Origin of the sequence: Vibrio mangrovi, assembly GCF_024346955.1 — a bacterium.
Taxonomy (GTDB): Bacteria; Pseudomonadota; Gammaproteobacteria; order Enterobacterales; family Vibrionaceae; genus Vibrio; species Vibrio mangrovi.
In genome coordinates, this window is record NZ_AP024883.1 from 3,499,756 (window position 1) to 3,519,382 (window position 19,627).

Consider the following 19,627-nt stretch of genomic DNA (forward strand, 5'->3'; position numbering starts at 1 on the left):
CTTTCTTGTTCGTTGCTCGCAGAGTACATCCCCACAGAGACAAGTACCTGCCCTCACAACACTGATTTTGTTTTCGACACTACCATTTTTTATTGAAATATTACTTTATTGGAATATTGCTTTATTGAAACATCACATTTATCGAAAATGCTCTGAAATCATATCACTCTCAATCCTGTACACCATGCATATCAGGGAAAAATTCAAAAAAATGATCTCAGCATCACGATCCCTTATAATCCCTGATTCAGCCCATCATCGGAAAATATAATGATCGACACCCATGCTCATGTTTATGCCCAAGAATTCGACCACGATCGGGATACTGTAATCCAGCGGGCTCTGGCACAAGGCATCGACACGATCTGCATGCCGAATATTGACCTTGACTCCATTGAGCCCATGCTGGCCACTGAAGCTGCTTATCCGCATGTATGCCGCTCAATGATGGGTCTGCATCCCTGCTATGTTGATCAACAGGTTCATCAGACACTGGATACGATTTATGCCTGGTTTGATAAACATGACTTCATTGCTGTCGGAGAAATCGGAATTGACCTGTATTGGGATACCACTTACCGGGCCGAGCAGGAAAATGCATTTCTGACTCAGCTTGGCTGGGCGAAAGAGAAAAACTTACCGGTGGTCATTCACACCCGCAATTCGATGCAAGAAACCATTGATCTGCTGGCACAGGCTCAGGATGGCACGTTGCAGGGTGTATTCCACTGCTTCGGTGGCAGTGTCGAAGAAGCCAGAGCGATTCAGGATTTAGGATTCCATCTGGGCTTAGGCGGCGTGACTACCTTTAAAAACGGTGGGATGGACAAAGTCATTCCTCATCTTGATATGGACCAAATCATTCTGGAAACCGATTGTCCTTACCTTGCCCCGGTGCCTCATCGCGGCAAACGCAATGAACCGGCTTACACTCATCTTGTGGCTGAGCGAATTGCCGGGCTGAAAGAAATCTCTGTTGAAGAGGTGGATAAACTAACAACAACAAACGCTGCACAGTTATTCCGTCTTTCCTGAATCTGAGTCATCTCAATCGTCTCCTTTCCGGGAAGAAATTAAGAATCCTCTTGTCTGAACTGGTATGCCGCCAGTTTTTCTTCCGGAAAGTGCAGAGACTTTTCCTGTTCAAAGGCAGCCAAAAGGTAATCAACCGTGACTTTCACCCGGGGAGCAATCAGGGTACGGTGAGGGTATTGAATCACCATCTCATAGCTTCCCGGATCATACTGACCAAAAAGCACTGCTTTTAACTGACCACTTTCAAGATATTGCAGCGCATGATGAATGCCAATCTGTGCAATCCCCAACCCGGCAACGGCAGCCTGAACCAAAGCCTCAGGTGCCGATAATGTCAGTACCGCAGGCTCCGGGTCCATCGTCGTCAGACTACCATCGTCTCTTTTGAATCCCCAGGCATTGATGCGTCCGCCTAAAAACCGCCGGGCGATCAAACGGTGCTGGGTTAAATCTTCCGGTATCTGCGGCACGCCATGACTAGCCAGATAGTCCGGAGAGGCAGCAAGAACCGTCTTTAACCGACAAACCGGCCGGGTAATCAGAGAGGAATCAACAATTCGTCCGCCCCGAATCGCAATATCATAACCATCGCGAATCAAATCCGTCATCCGGTCATCAAAATCAACGTCAACCGTCAGCCCCGGATACCGTTCAAGCAATCCGGGTAACACCGGCAGCAAGTATTCCCGGCCAAAAGCAACGCTGGTCGAGATTTTGACGTGACCACTAATTTCAACCTTTCTTGCTACCAGACTATCGACTGCACTTTCCAGAGCACCCAAAGCAATACGAGCCTGAGATAAAAAGGCAGTTCCTTCCTCTGTCAGATTGATTTTTCTCGTTGTCCGGTTCATCAGACGAACACCAAGCACCAGCTCCAGACCTGCAACATTTTTACTGACCGCAGCCGCGCTGATACCAAGCTTGCGGGCTGCGGCTGAAAAGCTACCGGCATCCGCTGCTTCCACAAATGACAAAATTGCTCTGACATGTTGCGAGACTTCCATCATCACTCCCGAAATAAACTCAACTGAAATATAACTGACTCATGCATTATTAACCTCAAGTTGAAAAATGTTCAACCAGACACGCCATTAAAGTTACAAATAAACTCATTCATACTACGAACACTCAATAAAGAGTCGAGCCGATAGAAAACCACCTATGGAAAACTTCAGCCCGCAAATTCACTTTAATTCCCCCGGAGATAGATTCGATGAAAACTCTTGTTATTGTTTCACACCCCTATGCAGATCAGTCCAATGTCATCAAGTCACTTGAAAAAGTAGCACTCGATACGACTGATGTAACCGTGAGAAATCTGGACGCCATTTATGGCAAAAATGTCAGTAACTTCGATATCGCCGCAGAACAGGCAGCCTATGAAAACATGGACAGAATCGTTTATCTGTTCCCCATTCACTGGTTTAACATCACACCGATGCTAAAAGCCTATCTTAACGAGGTATGGACATATGGCTGGGCATTCGGTCCGGAAGGCGAAGCATTAAAAGGCAAAGAAATGCTGGTTGTGACCTGCGCTGGTGCAAGTGAGAGTACCTATACACCTGCCGGACTGGTGCAAAGTACGATAAAAGATGTACTTACCCCTATGAAAGCCAGCGCATTATATGTGGGAATGAAGTATATTGAACCCTTAGCTTTTTATGAATCTATGGATGTTTCATCAGAAAAACTTGCTTCATTTCAAGAGCAGCTTTCTCAACGGTTGCTTGCTTAAGCACATCTAAGCTTCATGAATGACTCCGGCTCTCATCAGGACAGTCTGAACTATCGTATAACCGGAGTCATTCTCGCCACACAGAAGCAAAAGCAAGTGAGCGTAGTCAACAAGTTGTCACTTCTGGTAAGCATCAGCAATATAGGAGATAAACCATGGCTCGAATATTTATCGTCGGTGTTACCGGAGGCGTCGGCTCAAGACTCGCCCCCAAATTAATTGCAGCAGGTCATCAGGTTTCCGGATTGTATCGCCAGCCGAATCAGAAAGCGGCTTTACAGGATGCCGGAATCACACCTTACTTAGCTGACTTAATGAATACCACAACACAAGATTTGATCGATGTAACCCAGGGTCATGACATCATCATATTTTCAGCCGGAGCAGCCGGATCCGGGTTAGACAGAACCACCACCATTGATTATGAAACGCCGGTCAAACTGATCGAAGCTGCACAGGCCAACGGTATTTCACGCATGTATATGGTCTCAGCCTTTATGGACTCTCTCCGGGGCAGCCCTCATAAAGAAGCCTTCGAACATTATATGAAGATGAAGCGGCAGGCAGATAATGCTTTGGTCGCTTCCAGTCTCGACTGGGTTATCGTCAGACCGGGAACGCTTGTCACTGATGATGGTGACGGCCTTGTTCATCTGGATCGCGCCATCCCTTACGGCACTGTTGCCAGAGGTAATGTTGCCGGAGTTCTGGCCAAACTCATCGACACTCCAAGCATTACCAAAGAGATTTTTGAGCTATGCGATGGTTCAACACCAATTGATCAGGCTGTCGAGGCTTTGATTCGCTAACCTGCCGGATAAAGAAGCAGACAACACGCATAGTCATGCGCATTGTCTGCTCAGTCATGCTTTGCGATCACCGTATCAATTCGTTATTGATATGCTCCGGCCGCATAGTGAAGTTCATAGCTGTGGCTATATATTTCCAGAATATTGCCGAACGGGTCTTCCATATAGATCATACGATAAGGCTTTTCTCCCGGATAATAATATCGTGGAGCTTTCATCCGCTTTTTACCACCAGCAGCAACAATTCTTTCTGCAAGCCCTTCAACATCCGGATCCTGAACACAAAAGTGGAAAATTCCGGTTTTCCAGTATTCGAAATTATCTTCAGGATTTATCTGATTTTTAAATTCAAACAGCTCAACACCAATTCTGTCACCTGTCGACAGATGTGCGATACGAAAACGCTCCCAGCCTTCACCGAAAACATCAGTACACATTTCACCAATAGCCGAATCATCTTCAGTAATATCCGTAGGTGACATGATTAAATACCAGCCCAGAACCTCAGTATAAAACTTCACAGCTGCTTCTAAATCCGGTACCGAAATACCAATATGAGAAAATGAACGGGGATAAGTCATCGACATAAGTTGCCTCTCTGTTTCAGGAAAATTATCTGTTGCCCGAGAGACTACTTAAAACTTGTAAAGCCCGAAAATTATCATTTATCATCATTTTGATAATTTTTTATTATGAGAAAAGTTATGCTCAATCCGGTCTGGCTGAACACATTCAAAACACTGATTGAAACGGGACACTTCACGAGGACAGCAGAGAAACTGTTCATGACTCAGCCAGGAGTGAGTCAGCATATCCAGAAACTCGAAGAAGCCTGCGGACATAAACTGCTCCAGCGTTTTAATAAAAGCTTTGAAATCACGGAACAGGGAAGAATGGTATATCAATATGCCCGTCAGCTCGAACAGGGTGAAGCCACGTTACTCGACCGGCTCAACTTCCATGATCCATATACAGGGCAATATCGTATTGCCTGTTCCGGTGCACTGGCTTTATTTCTGTATCCCCGGCTGCTTGAGATACAACAACAGCACCCCAGACTTGTCATACATCTGGAATCAGCACCGAATCACGCCATACTGAAAGGAATACAAGCGGGTGAAATTGATATCGGACTGGTCGCATCCATTCCGAATAAAAGCCTGTTTGATGCAGAGCAGCTTTGTGATGATCCTTTGTGTCTGGCTTTGCCGAAAGAGAATACCTTTCAATCAGCCCCATGTCAGACACTGATGAAGTTAGGACTCATCCGCCACCCGGATGTCGATCACTATCTATCTTTATATCTGGCAGACATCAGTCAATCAGTTATCTCCTCACTAAAACAGGAAGACATCCCGGTTTCCGGCTACATCAACCAGATCAATCAAATATTAATTCCAGTTTCCCGGGGATTAGGATTTACCGTACTGCCGCAGTTTGCAGTCGAAAGTTTTAGTGATGCTGCTAAGCTCGACATCATAAAGTCAGATCAGAGCGCGTCGGAAACACTCTATCTGGTGAAGAAACACAGCCGGAAACTCCCCGAAAGATTCCACATGATCAATCATCAGGTGAAATCTTTTCTGACTCACTACGATGAGTACAGAGAACCGTATCAATAGTGTCTCTGGGCGATCTCAGCTATGAGTCAGATTCCTCAACCTCTGACTCTTTCTTCGTATAGAAACGGGCACAAAAAACACCGATTTCAAACAACAGACACATCGGTACGGCCAGCAATGTCTGAGAAATAATATCCGGCGGTGTCAGCATCATCCCGACAACAAAGGCGGCCACAACAATGTAAGGGCGTTTCTCCCGTAATGTTGCCGGAGTCGTTGCGCCGGTCCAGCAAAGCAAGATAATAGCAACCGGGACTTCAAAAGCGATTCCAAAGGCAAGAAACAGCGCCAGTACGAAATCCAGATAGCTGGAAATATCCGTTGCAAAAGAAACGCCGCCCAGAGAAATTGCCGTAAAAAAACCGAAGATCAGCGGAAAAACCACAAAATAGGCAAACGCGACACCACCATAAAACAGAACTGAGCTGGAAAACATCAATGGCATCACCAGCCGGCGTTCATGCTTATACAACCCCGGTGCCACAAAAGCCCAGATTTGATAGAGAAGAAATGGTACAGCAACGAATACGGAGACAATCAGCGTCAGCTTCAGTGGTGTAAAGAACGGAGATGCGACATCGGTCGCAATCATGGTTGCGCCCTCAGGTAACCGTTCAACCAAAGGCTTAGAGATAAACTCATAGATATGATTGGAAAAGTACACCAGACAGATAAATACAACGATAACCGCCACGACACAACGTAATAAACGATCGCGTAATTCCAGTAAATGACTAATCAGAGGTTGAGTTTGCTCAACAGACGACATATTGACTCCATATTGCGTCAGGATGAAACCACAGCTTAAACAACATATTCCACTGTCGTTTCATGTCCGTGACGTAAGATCGCTGCTATTCAGGATGTTTCTCTACAGGAAGCTTCTCGGGTAACACAGACTCAGTCGAACTCACTTTATCAGCCAGTACATCATGTTCTGGCGCTGAAGGCGCTTCCAGCGACTGTGCTAACGGCTGCTCTTCTTCTGCCGATGCAGCATAAGGCTGCTGAACCTCACGAGCAACCTCTTTCAGGGACTCGATCGATTCATGCAGTTCAGGAGCTAAGTCTTTCACTTTCAGCTGCTCAGCCTTCTGGTAACTTTCTCTCAGTTCCTGGATCTGCAGCTCTTGAGACAGCTCATTCTTCACATTGTTTGCCATCTGTTTTGCCGATGCGATAAAGCGAGCCACGCTACGAATTGCATGTGGCAAACGCTCTGGTCCCAACACAACCAGCGCAATAACCGAGATTAATACCAGCTCCCAAAAACCGATATCAAACACAGAGATACCTACTCTTTATCCTGATGATTCTGAGCAGAAGAGGCGATTTTTTGTTGCTCTTCATCCGTTTTTTCACGCTTAGCGTCAGAAGGTTCCTCATTCATCGCTTTCTTAAAGCCTTTGACAGCACTTCCCAGATCACTTCCCATGCCCCGCAATTTCTTTGTCCCAAAAAGCAGAACAACGATGACCGCAATAATAAGCAGTTGCCAAATACTAATTCCACCCATGCCATTACCTTTTATTTCGTAATCAAACACATCACAGATACTCTACCGGCGATAGAACATCCAACTTAATAACCAAGACATACCGCCGATAACTGCTGTGCCTATCGACAGATCCACCTCGTGCCCGGCGATAAACACAGCCGAACAAATAATCGAAGTTGCACCAATACCCAGGAAAAACTTCCCTCTGGCCTGATCCCGTTTCACCTGCCGGTAATCCTGATACATCGCGTTTACCCGCTGGTTCATCACTCGCCCTTGCTTTAAGCTTTCGTAGACAAGTTCCGGTAGCTCCGGCAGTTTTTCAGCCCAGAATGGTGCCTTCTCACGGATAGAACGAAGTATCGCTCCCGGACCAACCTGATCAACCATCCAACGTTCCAGAAACGGCTTCGCCGTCTTCCACAAGTCCAGCTGAGGATACAACTGACGGCCCAAACCTTCCACATAAAGTAACGTTTTTTGCAGCAATACCAGCTGAGGTTGGACCTCCATATTAAAGCGACGTGCAGTATTAAACAAATTTAATAAGACATGACCAAATGAAATCTCACACAGAGGCTTGGCAAAGATCGGTTCACACACCACCCGAATCGCACTTTCGAACTCATCGACATTAGTGTCATAAGGCACCCAGCCAGATTCCACGTGCAATTCAGCGACCCTGCGGTAATCACGATTGAAAAATGCCAGAAAGTTTTCAGCCAGATAGCGTTTATCTTCTTTGTTCAGCGTCCCGACAATGCCGCAATCCAATCCGATCCACTGTGGATTTTCAGGATGAGCCGGTTGGACAAACACATTGCCCGGATGCATGTCGGCGTGAAAGAAACTGTCTCTGAATACCTGAGTAAAGAAAACGCTGACCCCACGCTCCGCCAGCAATTGCATATTCGTACCATTCGCCTGCAACGCTTCAATATCCGAAACCTGTATTCCGTAGATACGCTCCGACACCATCACCGTTTCATTACTGTGCTCAGAAATTACTTCTGGAATATAGAGTTCTTCGCTCCCTTCGAAATTGCGCCGCAACTGAATTGCATTCGCAGCTTCCCGGCGCAGATCCAACTCATCTTTCAGGGTTTTCTCATATTCACGGACAACTTCAACCGGCTTTAAACGCCGCGCTTCTGGAAGTGCTTTCGCCACAAGACGTGCCATGCGGTACATCAGTTTGATATCTGCAGCAATCACCGGACGAATATCAGGACGAATCACTTTAATCACAATTTCCCGGCCATTGGATTTTAGTGTCGCCGTGTGTACCTGAGCAATCGATGCCGAAGCCAGAGGTTCGATCGCAAAGTCATCAAACCAGGTTTCAACTGCCCCACCCAGAGCATCTTCGATCTGCTTCTTTGCCAGATGCCCATCAAAAGGTGAAACTTTGTCCTGTAATAGTGCTAACTGATCCGCAATATGGGGGGGAAACAGATCCCGCCGGGTGGACATCATCTGCCCGAACTTAATCCAGACGGGCCCTAATTCCTGAAGTGCCAGCCGCAGCCGCTCACCCAACGCTTTTTCCGGGTGACGGTTACGTAACCAAAACAGGGATTTTCGGGCCAGTAACGGCGCTCTGAGCAAGTGATGATCAGGTAAGAATTCATCAAGACCGTATTCCAACTGAACCTTGATAATCCGGTATAACCGTTTGATTTCCGTCGGCGTCATAGTTTCTCCGTCAGAGACTGGATCCGGACTTCAAGCCGGGATAACTGACTCTGTACTTCGTCCACCTGATCACAAAAATCAGCCAGTTCCAGTGGCCCCGGCGCAATCCGCCACTCCTCTGTCAGAACCTGAGCCAGATGAGACTGATGACGCTGATGATGAGATTGCAGGAAATGACCGAAATCCTTAACCCCCTGAGCCACAGTATGCGCAACTACGTCTCCGGTCAGACGCGACAACCATTCTTCCCAGTCCGGCTTACAGTCTGTCATCAGCTGAGAGAATTTCTGAGCCAGTTGCATGTCACCTTCCAGAACCAGTTTATCCTGCTTAATCAATTGAGTGATATTCGCCTGTTCCTGTAACTGTGGCAGAATTGATAATGTCAGAGAGAGATAGCAATCCGGCGTTCCTTCATACTGCGCCAACACATCAATCTGCTGACTGAACACAAACGTCAGCGTTTTATCCAGTTCTTTAAGATGGATCTGAATGACATTCCCTTTCAGGCGGGCAAGCTGGCGCACCAGTGCCGGGTCGTCCTGAACAAGTCGGTTCAGGACAGTTTCAATCGTTGCGGTCAGTAAAGGTTCAAATGGCATAGGCACCGCCTCTTCAGAATTTATAGCCACGATGAAGTGCGACAATGCCAGCAGTCAGATTGTAATAACTGACCTGCTCAAAACCTGCATCGACCATCATCCCTTTCAGGGTTTCCTGATCTGGATGCATACGGATAGACTCGGCCAGATATCGGTAACTGTCTGCATCATTGGCAATCACCTGCCCCATTTTCGGCAGGAGGTGAAAAGAGTAGGTATCGTAGATTTTAGATAACGGCTCAAAAATCGGCTTTGAAAATTCCAGAACCAGCAAGCGTCCACCGGGCTTCAGCACACGATACATCGAACGCAGTGCCTGATCTTTATCCGTCACGTTCCGTAAACAAAAACCGATAGTGATACAATCAAAATAGTTATCGGGGAATGGCAATTCTTCCGCATTTGCCTGAACATAATGGACATTCCCGATAATGCCATTGTCCCGTAGTTTGTCCCGGCCGACACACAACATTGAGTTATTGATGTCTGCCAGAACAACGTGTCCTGTATCTCCGACTATCCGGGAAAACTTCGCGGTCAGGTCTCCGGTACCGCCGCCCAAATCCAGAATTTTCTGTCCCGGACGAACGCCGCTGCAATCAATCGTAAATCTTTTCCATAGCCGGTGAATGCCGCCGGACATCAGATCATTCATAATGTCGTACTTTGCTGCGACGGAATGAAAGACTTCTGCCACCTTACGGACTTTCTCCTCCTTGGCGACGGTTTCAAAACCAAAATGAGTGGTTTCCTGATTTGCTGCCATTTTTTCTGATTGCACGCCTTTACCTACCTTGAATGATGCAACATAAGCCACAGATAGCATTACCAAATTCCCTGTTTTCTCAGGTGAACAAATGTGGCTGACTCATTGATTGCGCTAGTTTACTTTATCCCCTGTCGGATGTCTTTCTGCAATCGGCAGATTTTCTTCCGCTGATTCTTCTTCAGAAGCTGCCTTTCGGGACTCGTCAACCCATCGGGAAGCGATGGGGCGCTTCACTTCAACACCCAACTGCTTAAAACTTTCTGCCTGACGAATTGCATTACCACGTCCGCTTACCAGCTTATTCATCGCTCCCTGATAGTTCTGACCGGCCTTCTCCAACGCACTGCCCAACGCATCCATGTCATCAACAAACAGACGCAGTTTGTCATACAGTTTTCCGGCTTTTTCCGCAATCAACTGTGCGTTCTGATTCTGGTATTCATTACGCCATAAATTGTCGATGGTGCGTAAGGCAACCAGTAGTGTGGTTGGACTGACGATGATGATGTTTTGTTCCATCGCATCTTTGACTAAAGCGGGTTCGGCCTGAATTGCCAGTTGAAATGCCGGTTCAACCGGAATAAACATCAACACATAATCCAGCGTCTGAATACCTTTCAACTGCTGATAATCTTTATGACTAAGCCCTTTCAAATGGGTTCTGATTGCAAGTAAGTGCTCACCTAGTGCTTTATCCCGCGCTTCATCATTCTCTGCATGGTAGTAGCGTTCATAAGCAACCAGAGCCATCTTAGAGTCAATCACCACCTGCTTATCATTTGGCAAATTAACGATCACATCCGGCTGATAGCGTTTTCCTGACTCATTTTGCAAACTGACCTGCGTCTGATATTCGTGTCCTTCACGTAATCCGGATTCTGCCAGCACCCGGGCCAGAACAACCTCACCCCAGTTCCCCTGCTGTTTGTTATCACCTTTGAGTGCCTGAGTCAGATTCAAGGCTTCTTGCGCCATCTGCTCATTCAAACGTTGCAGGTTTTTCAACTCATGTACCAGTGTATGCCGCTCTTTGGCTTCCTGGGTGAAACTGTCATTCACCTGCTTTCTGAACCCTTCCAGTTGCAGTTTCAGCGGATTCAGCAACCCTTCCAGACTCTGTTTATTCTGTTGATCAACCTTCGCTGTTTTGACATCAAACAACTGATTAGCCAACTGTTCAAACTGCTGTTTTAAGCGTTCCTCAGCCCTCTCCAACAACTGCAATTTTTCCTGACTGGCTGTCATCTGAGCTTCATGACGAGCTTCCTGCTCCCGAAGCTGCGCCTGCAACTGCGCCTTTTGCTCCCGCAACTGAGTCAACTCACTACTTAATTGTGCCCGTTCCTGTTGCAAAGCCGCCATTTGCCCCAGCTTTTCGACTGAAGCCATATGCTGACCATGTAACTGTCTGAGTTCTGCCATCGCCAGATCCTGTGCATCCTCAGATTCATGCAAATCAGCCTGAGTCTGCCGCAGTTGAGTCATAACCTGAGAGAGTTCCTGCTCGTGAAGCTGCTCCCGGCTATCCAGCTGTTGCTGCAACCGGCTCAATTCCAGTCGCATTTTCTGCTTCATCCACCAGCCCGTAATACCGGCCGAGCCAACGACACCGATGGTCAAAATATACAACAGGGACTGATATTCAATAATCCATTGCATCATGGGAAAAAATTCTGTTTCTCAGCATATATAACTAAAAATGGTATTGCCGGACTGGATCAATGTCCAGTGGATTTGAGGAAAGGATGACTCAGACTAGCTACTGATGTCCTGAGTTGTGAGCTGACCGTATACCTCTCTGACACATTCTATGGATTCATCGGGTACATTGACGACCTGCTGGCACTGCTTGCAAGTCATCACCACTATTCCCATCACCATTCCGGCCGGGCCCAGCAAATGTACATTTTTCAGCCGGGAAACGATCTCCGTCGGACCACATGACGAGCAAAGCCCCCAAATTTTTCCACGTACTTTCTCACTCGTCATTGATATTTCCTTCCTGATTGCTGCAGAGAGTCAATTCCTCCAATGTCCCGCAACCCTACCGACTAAAACAGAAGAAACCGAATCACTCAGCTTGGTCATGCGATCAGGCTCCCACGAATTAATCAGGTTGTCACATTTGGTTTTATCCTTTATATGACACAGATAACATGGTTTGTTGATGGTTATGTTATGCTCTGGCAATCAAAGCAGCCGATAGAAAATACAGCACACAGGGAGACAAATGTGGAAAAGGTACAAAGCAATAAAAGTTACTTTGAAACAACATTTAAAAATATCTCTCTACCGGCGTTTACCTGTACCGACTCAGAGTTTGAGTCCTGTGAATTTATTGACTGCGATTTTTCGCAGTCAACATTCAAACACTGCAAATTTCTCGATTGTACATTCCGGCAATGTAATCTGAGCCTGCTACAAACTCCGCAAACCCGCTTCTTCGAAACTGAGTTTACCAACTGTAAACTCGTTGGTGTCGACTGGACACAGGCTTACTGGCCACCTTACTATCCAGATCCTGATCTGAAATTTTATGAATGTATCCTCAATGATTCATCAATGTTCGGACTGACTCTGACCGGACTGGTTCTGGAATCATGCAAGCTCCACGATGTAGATTTCCGGGAAGGTAACTTTTCCGGAGCCACCATGACAGACTGTGATTTCACCAACAGTCTCTTCATGCGTACCAACCTGCAATCCGTCGACTTTACTGATTCAGTCAACTACACCATTCATGTGCTGGAAAACCAGGTACAACAAGCCAGATTCTCCCGTTTTGAGGCATTGAGCCTGTTGGAAACATTGGGAATTGAGCTCGCCGACTGAACAGGAAAGTGTTATCAATGAACGAAAAACGTGCCCTGATGTTCGGTATTTCTGCAGTTCTCCTCTGGTCAACTGTTGCCACGGCATTCAAACTGACGCTGGCACAACTGACACCGATACAGATGTTAGCTGTTGCATGTGTTATATCATCAGCAGTGTTGCTGGCGATTTGCACATTACAACGCCAGCTCCGTCACATCATCCCGACATTTACGGCGAATCCGGGTTATTTCATCCTTTCAGGTCTGATTAACCCATTGTGCTATTACCTGATTCTGTTTCAGGCCTATCGGTTGTTACCCGCGTCTCAGGCACAATCCATTAATTACAGCTGGGCAATCACTTTAACGATCATGGCGGCTGTTTTTCTGAAACAGCAAATCCGCAGACAAGATTATCTGGCCGCAGTTCTGTGTTATCTCGGTGTGTTGATCATTGCCACACAAGGTAATCTGCTGGCCCTGCATTTCGACAGCCCGCTTGGGGTCGGACTGGCGCTGCTATCGACATTACTCTGGGCCGGTTACTGGATTTTGAACACTCAGAATAAAGCGGATCCGGTCATTGGTTTGTTGTTAGGATTTCTTATCGCGACACCGTGTATCATTGCTTTGTCTCTTTACGAAGATGCAGACTGGTCTCATATCACGCCCCAAGGCTGGCTGAGCGCAGTTTATGTCGGATTATTTGAAATGGGGATTACTTTTTTTCTCTGGCTCAATGCGCTGAAACAAACCCGTCACACCGCCAGAATCAGCAACCTGATTTTTATCTCTCCGTTTATTTCACTGGTACTCCTGTCCGTAATCATTCACGAGCAGATTCATCCAAGTACTATTCTCGGGCTCATCTGTATTATCGGAGGGCTGGTTATTCAGCAGTTCGCCGGGAAAAAACGAATGCATGCGGCCAAACAATAACACAACCAGTTGCATATTTGTATGTATAAAGAATAAACTCATCGGGCCAAATAATAACTTACTAAAGGATATCCCGATGAAATATAGAACGTTACTTACAACCGCACTTTTTCTCAGTACCAACGCATTTGCTCAATCAATCTATGTTGATGCCATAGGAAATAATGTGGGCCCGAATGGTGGCGAATATTACGAAGTAAAAGTAGAACGTGACGTCACTTATGAGCTTGAAATTACCGACAACGACGCCATTTTCAATACCAACGACGGTGCCAGAATGACCAATCTTGGGGTCATGTATGTACAGCCACCAAGAAAGATGAGAATTGAAACCGTTGAAGCCGGCAAAAAAACTTATATAGAAACAGAAGGACGAATGTACTTCTTTTTTGTCGATGATGGCCTCTTAAACAGTGGTGGTGCACACGTCAGTATCGAAAAAGTTAACGCTCAGTAATCAATTGTTCACAGCCTCTGCACAAACAACAGAGGCTGTATTCACAAGTAACTTTCTACACAAGTAACTGTCTACTTCGGTCTGGTAATGCCGAACTGATTGAGTGTCTGCGTCACCGTGTGGTCAAAGTCCCGCCGCTCTCTGCGTTTTTTCGCCTTACCTTTGAAAAAGCCCACCAGATCAGCAATACCGAACCCAACAGCGACCGCAGCACCGGCAATAGCACCAATCGGTCCACCGGCAGCACTTAATGTGCTGGAAATAGCAGCCCCCGCCGCCTGACCAGCCGCGGCTGCAACTGCACGTCCTGCGATAGATGCTGCCATCTTCGTCGCAAATTTAGCGCCTTTTTTCGCGATCCACTTCGCCCCTTTCTTAATCGCTGTATCTTTCAGTTTATCAAGTAACAAATTGCCACTGCCGGTTTCAAGCTGCTGAAACTGCTTCGACATAACATTGTCTTTCGAACTCATCAATGCTTTCAGAGTCGAGTCATTAATCGCATTGAGTTGCTGAGAATCGATTCCGGCTTTTTTCAGCGCTTTCTTCAGAACATTACCACCCGGAATCCCCAATCCACCATCGGAAGTCTTTGCCAGAGCATCATCCATAAAAGCGACACTGGTCCAGTAGCCGTTAAGTGCATCTTCTGCCGAAGTTCCCTTTTTATTAGCCAGTTCAGTCAGCAAATCACCGCTACTGACTTCTCCGGATACCTGCCGCAGTTTCCGCTCCAGATCCGGGCGATCGCTGACAATGTCCGCAACTTCAAGATGGCTGCCGGTCAGATCCTGATATAATTGCACTTCATCATGAAATCCCGCTAACGCCTGCGTTGCCTGTTCCGCAGACAACGGTTTACCATCATGGCTTTGCAATGATTTTTTCAGCGCGTTTCCAGTCAGTACTTCATCATGCATATGCCGGGTGACACTCCGGGATAAGTCAGAAGAAGAATTGATGATTGCTTTCTTATTCTCTTTGGACTTTTCTTCAAGAAATTTCTGTACATCCGGATCGTCCTGTAACTGCTCAATCTTCGCTTGCAGCTCTTTCTCAGTTCCTTCAGTATCACGGATGTCACGTCCGGCAATGACATATTCATTCATCCGCTGCAAACGCATCAACACGCCAGCTTTCGCGGCACCGGTATATTGTTCCGGATGTTTAAAAACATCGCCATCCAGTTTACTGGTATCGATTTTAGCCGTTGCATTCGACATCGCTGCATATGACATAAAGTCAGCAAACTCTTCACCGCTCGTCGGTGCCAGATTCTCGATAAAAGAGCGAAAATCATGAAAATCGGCCAGTTGATCTCCACCATGCCGGGCAACATCTTTGCCCCGCAATCCCAGATCATCCAGAATATTGAACATCCCCGGATTACCCCATAATCTGGAGGCTTCGATCAATTGTGGTGGCAATCCCGGATTGTTTGCCGGATCAGATAATGCCTGCAAATCACTTTTATTGAGATACTTAGTATCCTGCTGCCCTGCTGCGCCATAAGCCTTAGCCGCAGAACCGGAACGGATAATCGGGTCATTGGCAAACATCAGCGCAGCAGAACGGGCCATACTTAAGCTTTGCTCGTCTGCCTGTGGATGTTTCTCATGGTATTCATCCATCATCTCACCGGCTTCTTTGGCCCGGTCTTCCAGCTTGTTGGCAAAAACCTTCAGGTCTTTACTGGTGATTTTGCCGTCGGCTTTCGAATATTTTCCGCCCTCAGCCGTATCGGCAGCGGTCCGTATCGCCGGGTTGGCGTTAATAAAAGCCATTGCCCGTTCACCGGCAGCACCACCATCCCGGGCAAGCCTTGCTGCCGCATAAGCCCGGTTAAGCTCTTTGGCGGCCCCTTCTCTCTGTCCCGGCGGCAGGTGACTGACCATTTTATCCCATTTATGTAACTCTTTAGGACTGCTGTATTTAGAGTTATCAATGGCGGCCAGCACTTCCGGATCCTTCGCCGCATTATAAGGTTCCATCGTCACAGAAAACTGAACGGAGCTGGTTGTTTTCTCCACCTCTTTCATCGCATTTTCGATGATCCGATCCAGATTCTTTGCATTCTCCTGCTGTATCTGCCCTACTCTTTTGAAGAACGAGGCAAATCCCCGACTGTTCCATTGAATACCTGGCTCAGGAAAGCCACCATTAGAACCCATCGTTTTGGCAGAATCAGATGCAGTGCCGAAGCTGATTCCCTGCCCTTTCTGCTGAGCCGGCGGAGACAATGCATTCTGCAATACCTTCGTCGACTCATCACTGAGCGTAATCGGCATATGTACATTACTATCGACTCTCACAATACTCTTTCCCTATCGGTTGAATACATACAAGTGGCGGTTAACCGCCATATCATTCTCCGACGCAGGAAAGGAATGCCTGTCGCTATTCAAAGTGAATAGCGATTCATTGAAAACACTCGGAGTCCTGCATCTTGAAATTATTCGGGTATATATGTCTTACGTGGTATATGAGTATCCGCTGGTTCCTTAATCAGTCTATTTAACTGTTTTTTCAGTCAATATATGATTTCTGTCGCAATTATGCGGGTAAAGAACCACAAAGTGCGGGATCAGAGACGCTCAGGCTATCTATTCAGGTGATCTGTTCACGATAGCGTTTCGGGCTGACACCCGATTTGCGTTTAAACACACGGGAAAAATAGAGTGGATCGGTATAGCCGACAATCCGGCCGATTTGGTTGACCGAGTAGTTTGTCGTGACCAGTAATTGCTTTGCCCGGCTGATACGCTGATCATCACGCCACTGGGTGATAGTCATCGACATTTCTTCACGGAACAGATGCCCCAGCCGGGAGGGAGAAAGACAGATATGCGAAGCCACCATATCCATAGTGAAATCCTGATTAAGATTCTGGGTCATATAATTCATGGCTTCAATTACCCGTGGGTCAAGCGGTTTACTGACCACATCGGGCTGCATACTTTTGCAACGAATCAGAAGTTGTTCCAACAGGTTGATCGACAGATCGCTCCGGTAGGGTTCATCGGATTTGGACGTATACTCAATATCGATAAACAGATGTTCAAGATTCTGAATGGTTGTCTGATCCAATCCACGGGTGACATAAACCCCGTGGTGTTCTTCCTGCCAGTTCAGCCAGTCATGCCAGAACGCTCTGGGACGAAAGTACACCCAGCGGTGAAACCAGCACACACTGTCTTCTTTACGATGGTAATAATGGGCCGCCGTCGGGGGAAACAACAACAAATCACCCGGCCCGACATCCAGTGCGTCTTTGCCGGAAAAAAGAGTTCCCTCACCTTTACTGGTCAGGTTAATAATGTAGCCTTTCATCCCGTTGGGCCGGTCAATGGTAAAATCCAGTTCGTCTCCTTCAATAATCGGAGTCAGTCCGGCCACCAGATGTGCATCAAAGTTATACCCGGGTTTGAGCGGATCGTCTTGCATTCCACATCCTATACTGCTGCTTTCCTGTAACATTTGAGTGTACGATAACTCTCCGATTCCGTACGTTTTTTCACTTCACAGTTTCGTGCAAAACTTTTTACACCTGACTCTCTATTCTAAGAAAAACACTTAATTCAGAAAAATCCACTGGGTCGCAGAAAATGCCTCCCTGAAATGCTTATTCCCGGACGACACCAGATAGTCGCTCGGCCGCTCATTATACTGATGCTGTAACTGCTCCAGCCGGTTTTTCACTTCCTGAACCGAGGCCTGTTCGGTATGGCCGGTATGCATCGCCTGAATCTGATGACGCATATCCAGACGTGTCGGCACCCGGTTTCTCGCCATATACTCAATCACCAGTGCATCGGGACGGAAAGAATAAGAGATCCCGAGCGAAAGTGTTTCTTCGAGCTGAACATTGCACCACTGCTCAATCCGGTTATCTTTGACCCGAAACCGCCAGTGAAAGTCTTCCATACTGACGACTTCATCATTATTGATTAACTCCAGTTGACCACTAAAAGCCAGTCGGGAATGGGAGAACAACTGAAATACCACCGGCGTATGTGAAACAATCTCTAATTTCCAGTGGTGATGAAACAGTTGCGCCCGATCAGACAACTGAAGCTCATCCGGATCTATCTTCACGTTGGCTCCTTATACGGTGTCTGCCATTCACGGCAGACACCAGACCGGTTTATACCTGACCATTCAGCCGGTAGTACAGGCTGCTATATTTCAGATCGAGTTTATACTGACGCAGATCGGTCTGTTGATCGATGAGGGCCATCTCAATTCCGGCAATCTCAGCATAATCAGACAACATATCGACCGATACAGCCTGACTGTACACCGTGTGGTGTGCTCCGCCGCCATAAATCCAGGCTGTCGCAGCCTGTTCCAGACTCGGATGTGGTTCCCAGAGTGTATGAGCAACCGGCAGATTCGGCAGATCCTGCGGTGGTGTTACGGTATCCACTGTATTCACCAGCATCCGGAAACGATCGCCCAAATCAATCACGGAAACATTCAGAGCCGGGCCAGCTTTCCCCGAGAAAATCATCCGGGCAATCGGACAGTCACAGCCAATCGTATGGCGATGGATCTCAATTTTCGGCCGGGCTGCCGCAATCGACGGGCAGACTTCCAGCATATGCGCTCCCAGAACCTGACTACGCTCACCGAAATTGTAAGTATAATCTTCCATAAAGGAGGTTCCGCCGGGTTTACCCTGTCCCATGACTTTCATAATCCGGGCCATCGCCGCAGTCTTCCAGTCACCTTCACCGCCATAGCCATAACCTTTTTCCATCAGGCGCTGTGTCGCCAGTCCGGGCAGGTTAGTCAGTCCGCTCAGGTTTTCAAATGTATTGGTAAAGGCTCCTGCACCTTTCTCTGTCAGGAACTGTTCCATTCCCAGTTCCAGACGCGCTTCCTGTTGCAGAATTGCCAGAGAATCCCGGTCATTAAGCAGGCTGGGAGCGACTTCATAATTTGATGCATATTCATCAACCAGTGCCGCAATATCACTGTCAGTCACCGCATTGACGCGCTCACTCAGTTCACCCAGACCATAGCCGTGAACTTCATAACCAAACTGAATCTGAGCTGAGACTTTATTCCCTTCAGTCACAGCGACCTGACGCATGTTATCGCCAAACCGGGCCACTTTAAGCTGCTGAGCTTCTGCAACTCCGACAGCTGCACGACACCAGTCATCAATTTGCCGGTGAACCGATGCATTCTGCCAGTGACCGGTCACGACCTTCCGGTTAAGGTTCAGACGAGTTCCGATAAAACCGAACTCCCGACAGCCATGCGCACTCTGATTGAGGTTCATGAAATCCATATCAATGTCTTGCCACGGCAACTCTGCATTAAACTGAGTGTGCAGATGAAGAAAAGGCTTATTGAGCTGGCTCAGGCCGGCAATCCACATTTTGGCCGGAGAGAACGTATGCATCCACAACACCAGACCGATACAATCCGGATCATTGTTGGCTCTCCGACACACTTCCAGAATCTCATCCGGTGTTTTAACGGTTTGCTGTTCGACAATCGACACAGAAATATCGGCAGACGCATTCAGCCCTGCAACCATATCATGACAATGGTGAGCAACACGCTGTAATACCTGAGGTCCGTATAAATGCTGGGAACCGGTGACAAACCAGACCTGTTTTTTATCGAAAATTTTCAT

At 47.2% G+C, this 19,627-nt stretch carries 21 protein-coding genes; 7 read left to right on the plus strand and 14 right to left on the minus strand.

The window, feature by feature from the left end; translation table 11 throughout:
- Positions 1-270: 270 nt before the first annotated feature.
- Positions 271-1,035 (plus strand): TatD family hydrolase, encoded by a 765-nt coding sequence (locus OCU74_RS15600; protein ID WP_087481937.1) that lies wholly within the window; start codon positions 271-273, stop codon positions 1,033-1,035.
- Between the two features lie 38 nt (positions 1,036-1,073).
- On the opposite strand, the gene OCU74_RS15605 is transcribed toward OCU74_RS15600, so the two are convergent.
- Positions 1,074-2,045: a LysR family transcriptional regulator gene (locus OCU74_RS15605; protein WP_200807760.1), complete on the minus strand. Its 972-nt coding sequence runs from the start codon at positions 2,043-2,045 to the stop codon at positions 1,074-1,076.
- 206 nt (positions 2,046-2,251) lie between these two features.
- Here OCU74_RS15605 and OCU74_RS15610 point away from each other — a divergent pair, with 206 nt between their 5' ends.
- A complete protein-coding gene (locus OCU74_RS15610; protein ID WP_087481939.1) occupies positions 2,252-2,776 on the plus strand; it encodes an NAD(P)H-dependent oxidoreductase in 525 nt (174 codons plus the stop codon).
- A gap of 155 nt (positions 2,777-2,931) precedes the next feature.
- On the plus strand, positions 2,932-3,585 hold the full coding sequence (locus OCU74_RS15615) for an SDR family oxidoreductase (protein ID WP_087481940.1): 654 nt from the start codon (positions 2,932-2,934) through the stop codon (positions 3,583-3,585).
- An 83-nt stretch (positions 3,586-3,668) separates the two neighbouring features.
- Here the strand turns inward: OCU74_RS15615 and OCU74_RS15620 are convergent, their stop codons facing one another.
- On the minus strand, positions 3,669-4,172 hold the full coding sequence (locus OCU74_RS15620) for a lactoylglutathione lyase family protein (RefSeq protein ID WP_087481941.1): 504 nt from the start codon (positions 4,170-4,172) through the stop codon (positions 3,669-3,671).
- A 117-nt stretch (positions 4,173-4,289) separates the two neighbouring features.
- Here OCU74_RS15620 and OCU74_RS15625 point away from each other — a divergent pair, with 117 nt between their 5' ends.
- The gene (locus OCU74_RS15625; RefSeq protein ID WP_087481942.1) at positions 4,290-5,207 is read left to right on the plus strand and encodes a LysR family transcriptional regulator; all 918 of its coding nucleotides are present in this window, start codon (positions 4,290-4,292) and stop codon (positions 5,205-5,207) included.
- A gap of 19 nt (positions 5,208-5,226) precedes the next feature.
- Here OCU74_RS15625 and tatC read toward each other — a convergent pair whose 3' ends face one another.
- The 8 genes from tatC to OCU74_RS15665 form a co-directional block, all read right to left on the minus strand.
- Positions 5,227-5,976, minus strand: coding sequence for a twin-arginine translocase subunit TatC (tatC, locus tag OCU74_RS15630; protein WP_087481943.1), 750 nt, complete (start codon positions 5,974-5,976; stop codon positions 5,227-5,229).
- 85 nt (positions 5,977-6,061) lie between these two features.
- On the minus strand, positions 6,062-6,493 hold the full coding sequence (gene tatB / locus OCU74_RS15635) for a Sec-independent protein translocase protein TatB (protein ID WP_087481944.1): 432 nt from the start codon (positions 6,491-6,493) through the stop codon (positions 6,062-6,064).
- A gap of 8 nt (positions 6,494-6,501) precedes the next feature.
- Positions 6,502-6,723, minus strand: a complete 222-nt coding sequence (gene tatE, locus OCU74_RS15640) for a twin-arginine translocase subunit TatE (RefSeq protein ID WP_087481945.1) — start codon at positions 6,721-6,723, stop codon at positions 6,502-6,504.
- A 42-nt stretch (positions 6,724-6,765) separates the two neighbouring features.
- Positions 6,766-8,400 (minus strand): ubiquinone biosynthesis regulatory protein kinase UbiB, encoded by a 1,635-nt coding sequence (gene ubiB, locus OCU74_RS15645; RefSeq protein WP_087481946.1) that lies wholly within the window; start codon positions 8,398-8,400, stop codon positions 6,766-6,768.
- Positions 8,397-9,002, minus strand: coding sequence for a ubiquinone biosynthesis accessory factor UbiJ (locus OCU74_RS15650; RefSeq protein ID WP_087481947.1), 606 nt, complete (start codon positions 9,000-9,002; stop codon positions 8,397-8,399). The genes ubiB and OCU74_RS15650 overlap by 4 nt, the downstream gene beginning before the upstream one ends.
- 13 nt (positions 9,003-9,015) lie before the next feature.
- Positions 9,016-9,768, minus strand: coding sequence for a bifunctional demethylmenaquinone methyltransferase/2-methoxy-6-polyprenyl-1,4-benzoquinol methylase UbiE (gene ubiE / locus OCU74_RS15655; protein WP_087482047.1), 753 nt, complete (start codon positions 9,766-9,768; stop codon positions 9,016-9,018).
- A gap of 114 nt (positions 9,769-9,882) precedes the next feature.
- A complete protein-coding gene (gene rmuC / locus OCU74_RS15660) occupies positions 9,883-11,430 on the minus strand; it encodes a DNA recombination protein RmuC (RefSeq protein ID WP_087482048.1) in 1,548 nt (515 codons plus the stop codon).
- 96 nt (positions 11,431-11,526) lie between these two features.
- Positions 11,527-11,760 carry a hypothetical protein gene (locus tag OCU74_RS15665; protein WP_087481948.1) on the minus strand — a complete coding sequence of 78 codons (234 nt, stop codon included), beginning with the start codon at positions 11,758-11,760 and terminating at the stop codon, positions 11,527-11,529.
- Positions 11,761-12,003: 243 nt separating this feature from the next.
- Here OCU74_RS15665 and OCU74_RS15670 point away from each other — a divergent pair, with 243 nt between their 5' ends.
- The 3 genes from OCU74_RS15670 to OCU74_RS15680 all read left to right on the plus strand — a co-directional run bounded on the left by OCU74_RS15670 (position 12,004) and on the right by OCU74_RS15680 (position 13,980).
- Positions 12,004-12,603, plus strand: a complete 600-nt coding sequence (locus OCU74_RS15670) for a pentapeptide repeat-containing protein (RefSeq protein ID WP_087482049.1) — start codon at positions 12,004-12,006, stop codon at positions 12,601-12,603.
- Positions 12,604-12,620: 17 nt separating this feature from the next.
- Complete coding sequence (locus OCU74_RS15675; protein ID WP_087481949.1) at positions 12,621-13,523, plus strand: DMT family transporter; 903 nt, start codon at positions 12,621-12,623, stop codon at positions 13,521-13,523.
- Between the two features lie 76 nt (positions 13,524-13,599).
- Positions 13,600-13,980 (plus strand): hypothetical protein, encoded by a 381-nt coding sequence (locus OCU74_RS15680; RefSeq protein WP_087481950.1) that lies wholly within the window; start codon positions 13,600-13,602, stop codon positions 13,978-13,980.
- A gap of 71 nt (positions 13,981-14,051) precedes the next feature.
- On the opposite strand, the gene OCU74_RS15685 is transcribed toward OCU74_RS15680, so the two are convergent.
- From OCU74_RS15685 to araA, 4 genes are all read right to left on the minus strand, one after another.
- On the minus strand, positions 14,052-16,292 hold the full coding sequence (locus OCU74_RS15685) for a type III effector HrpK domain-containing protein (protein WP_143693255.1): 2,241 nt from the start codon (positions 16,290-16,292) through the stop codon (positions 14,052-14,054).
- Between the two features lie 295 nt (positions 16,293-16,587).
- Positions 16,588-17,424, minus strand: a complete 837-nt coding sequence (araC, locus tag OCU74_RS15690) for an arabinose operon transcriptional regulator AraC (protein WP_087481952.1) — start codon at positions 17,422-17,424, stop codon at positions 16,588-16,590.
- 129 nt (positions 17,425-17,553) lie between these two features.
- Positions 17,554-18,075 carry a hypothetical protein gene (locus OCU74_RS15695; protein ID WP_087481953.1) on the minus strand — a complete coding sequence of 174 codons (522 nt, stop codon included), beginning with the start codon at positions 18,073-18,075 and terminating at the stop codon, positions 17,554-17,556.
- A 49-nt stretch (positions 18,076-18,124) separates the two neighbouring features.
- Positions 18,125-19,627, minus strand: a complete 1,503-nt coding sequence (gene araA, locus OCU74_RS15700) for an L-arabinose isomerase (RefSeq protein ID WP_087481954.1) — start codon at positions 19,625-19,627, stop codon at positions 18,125-18,127.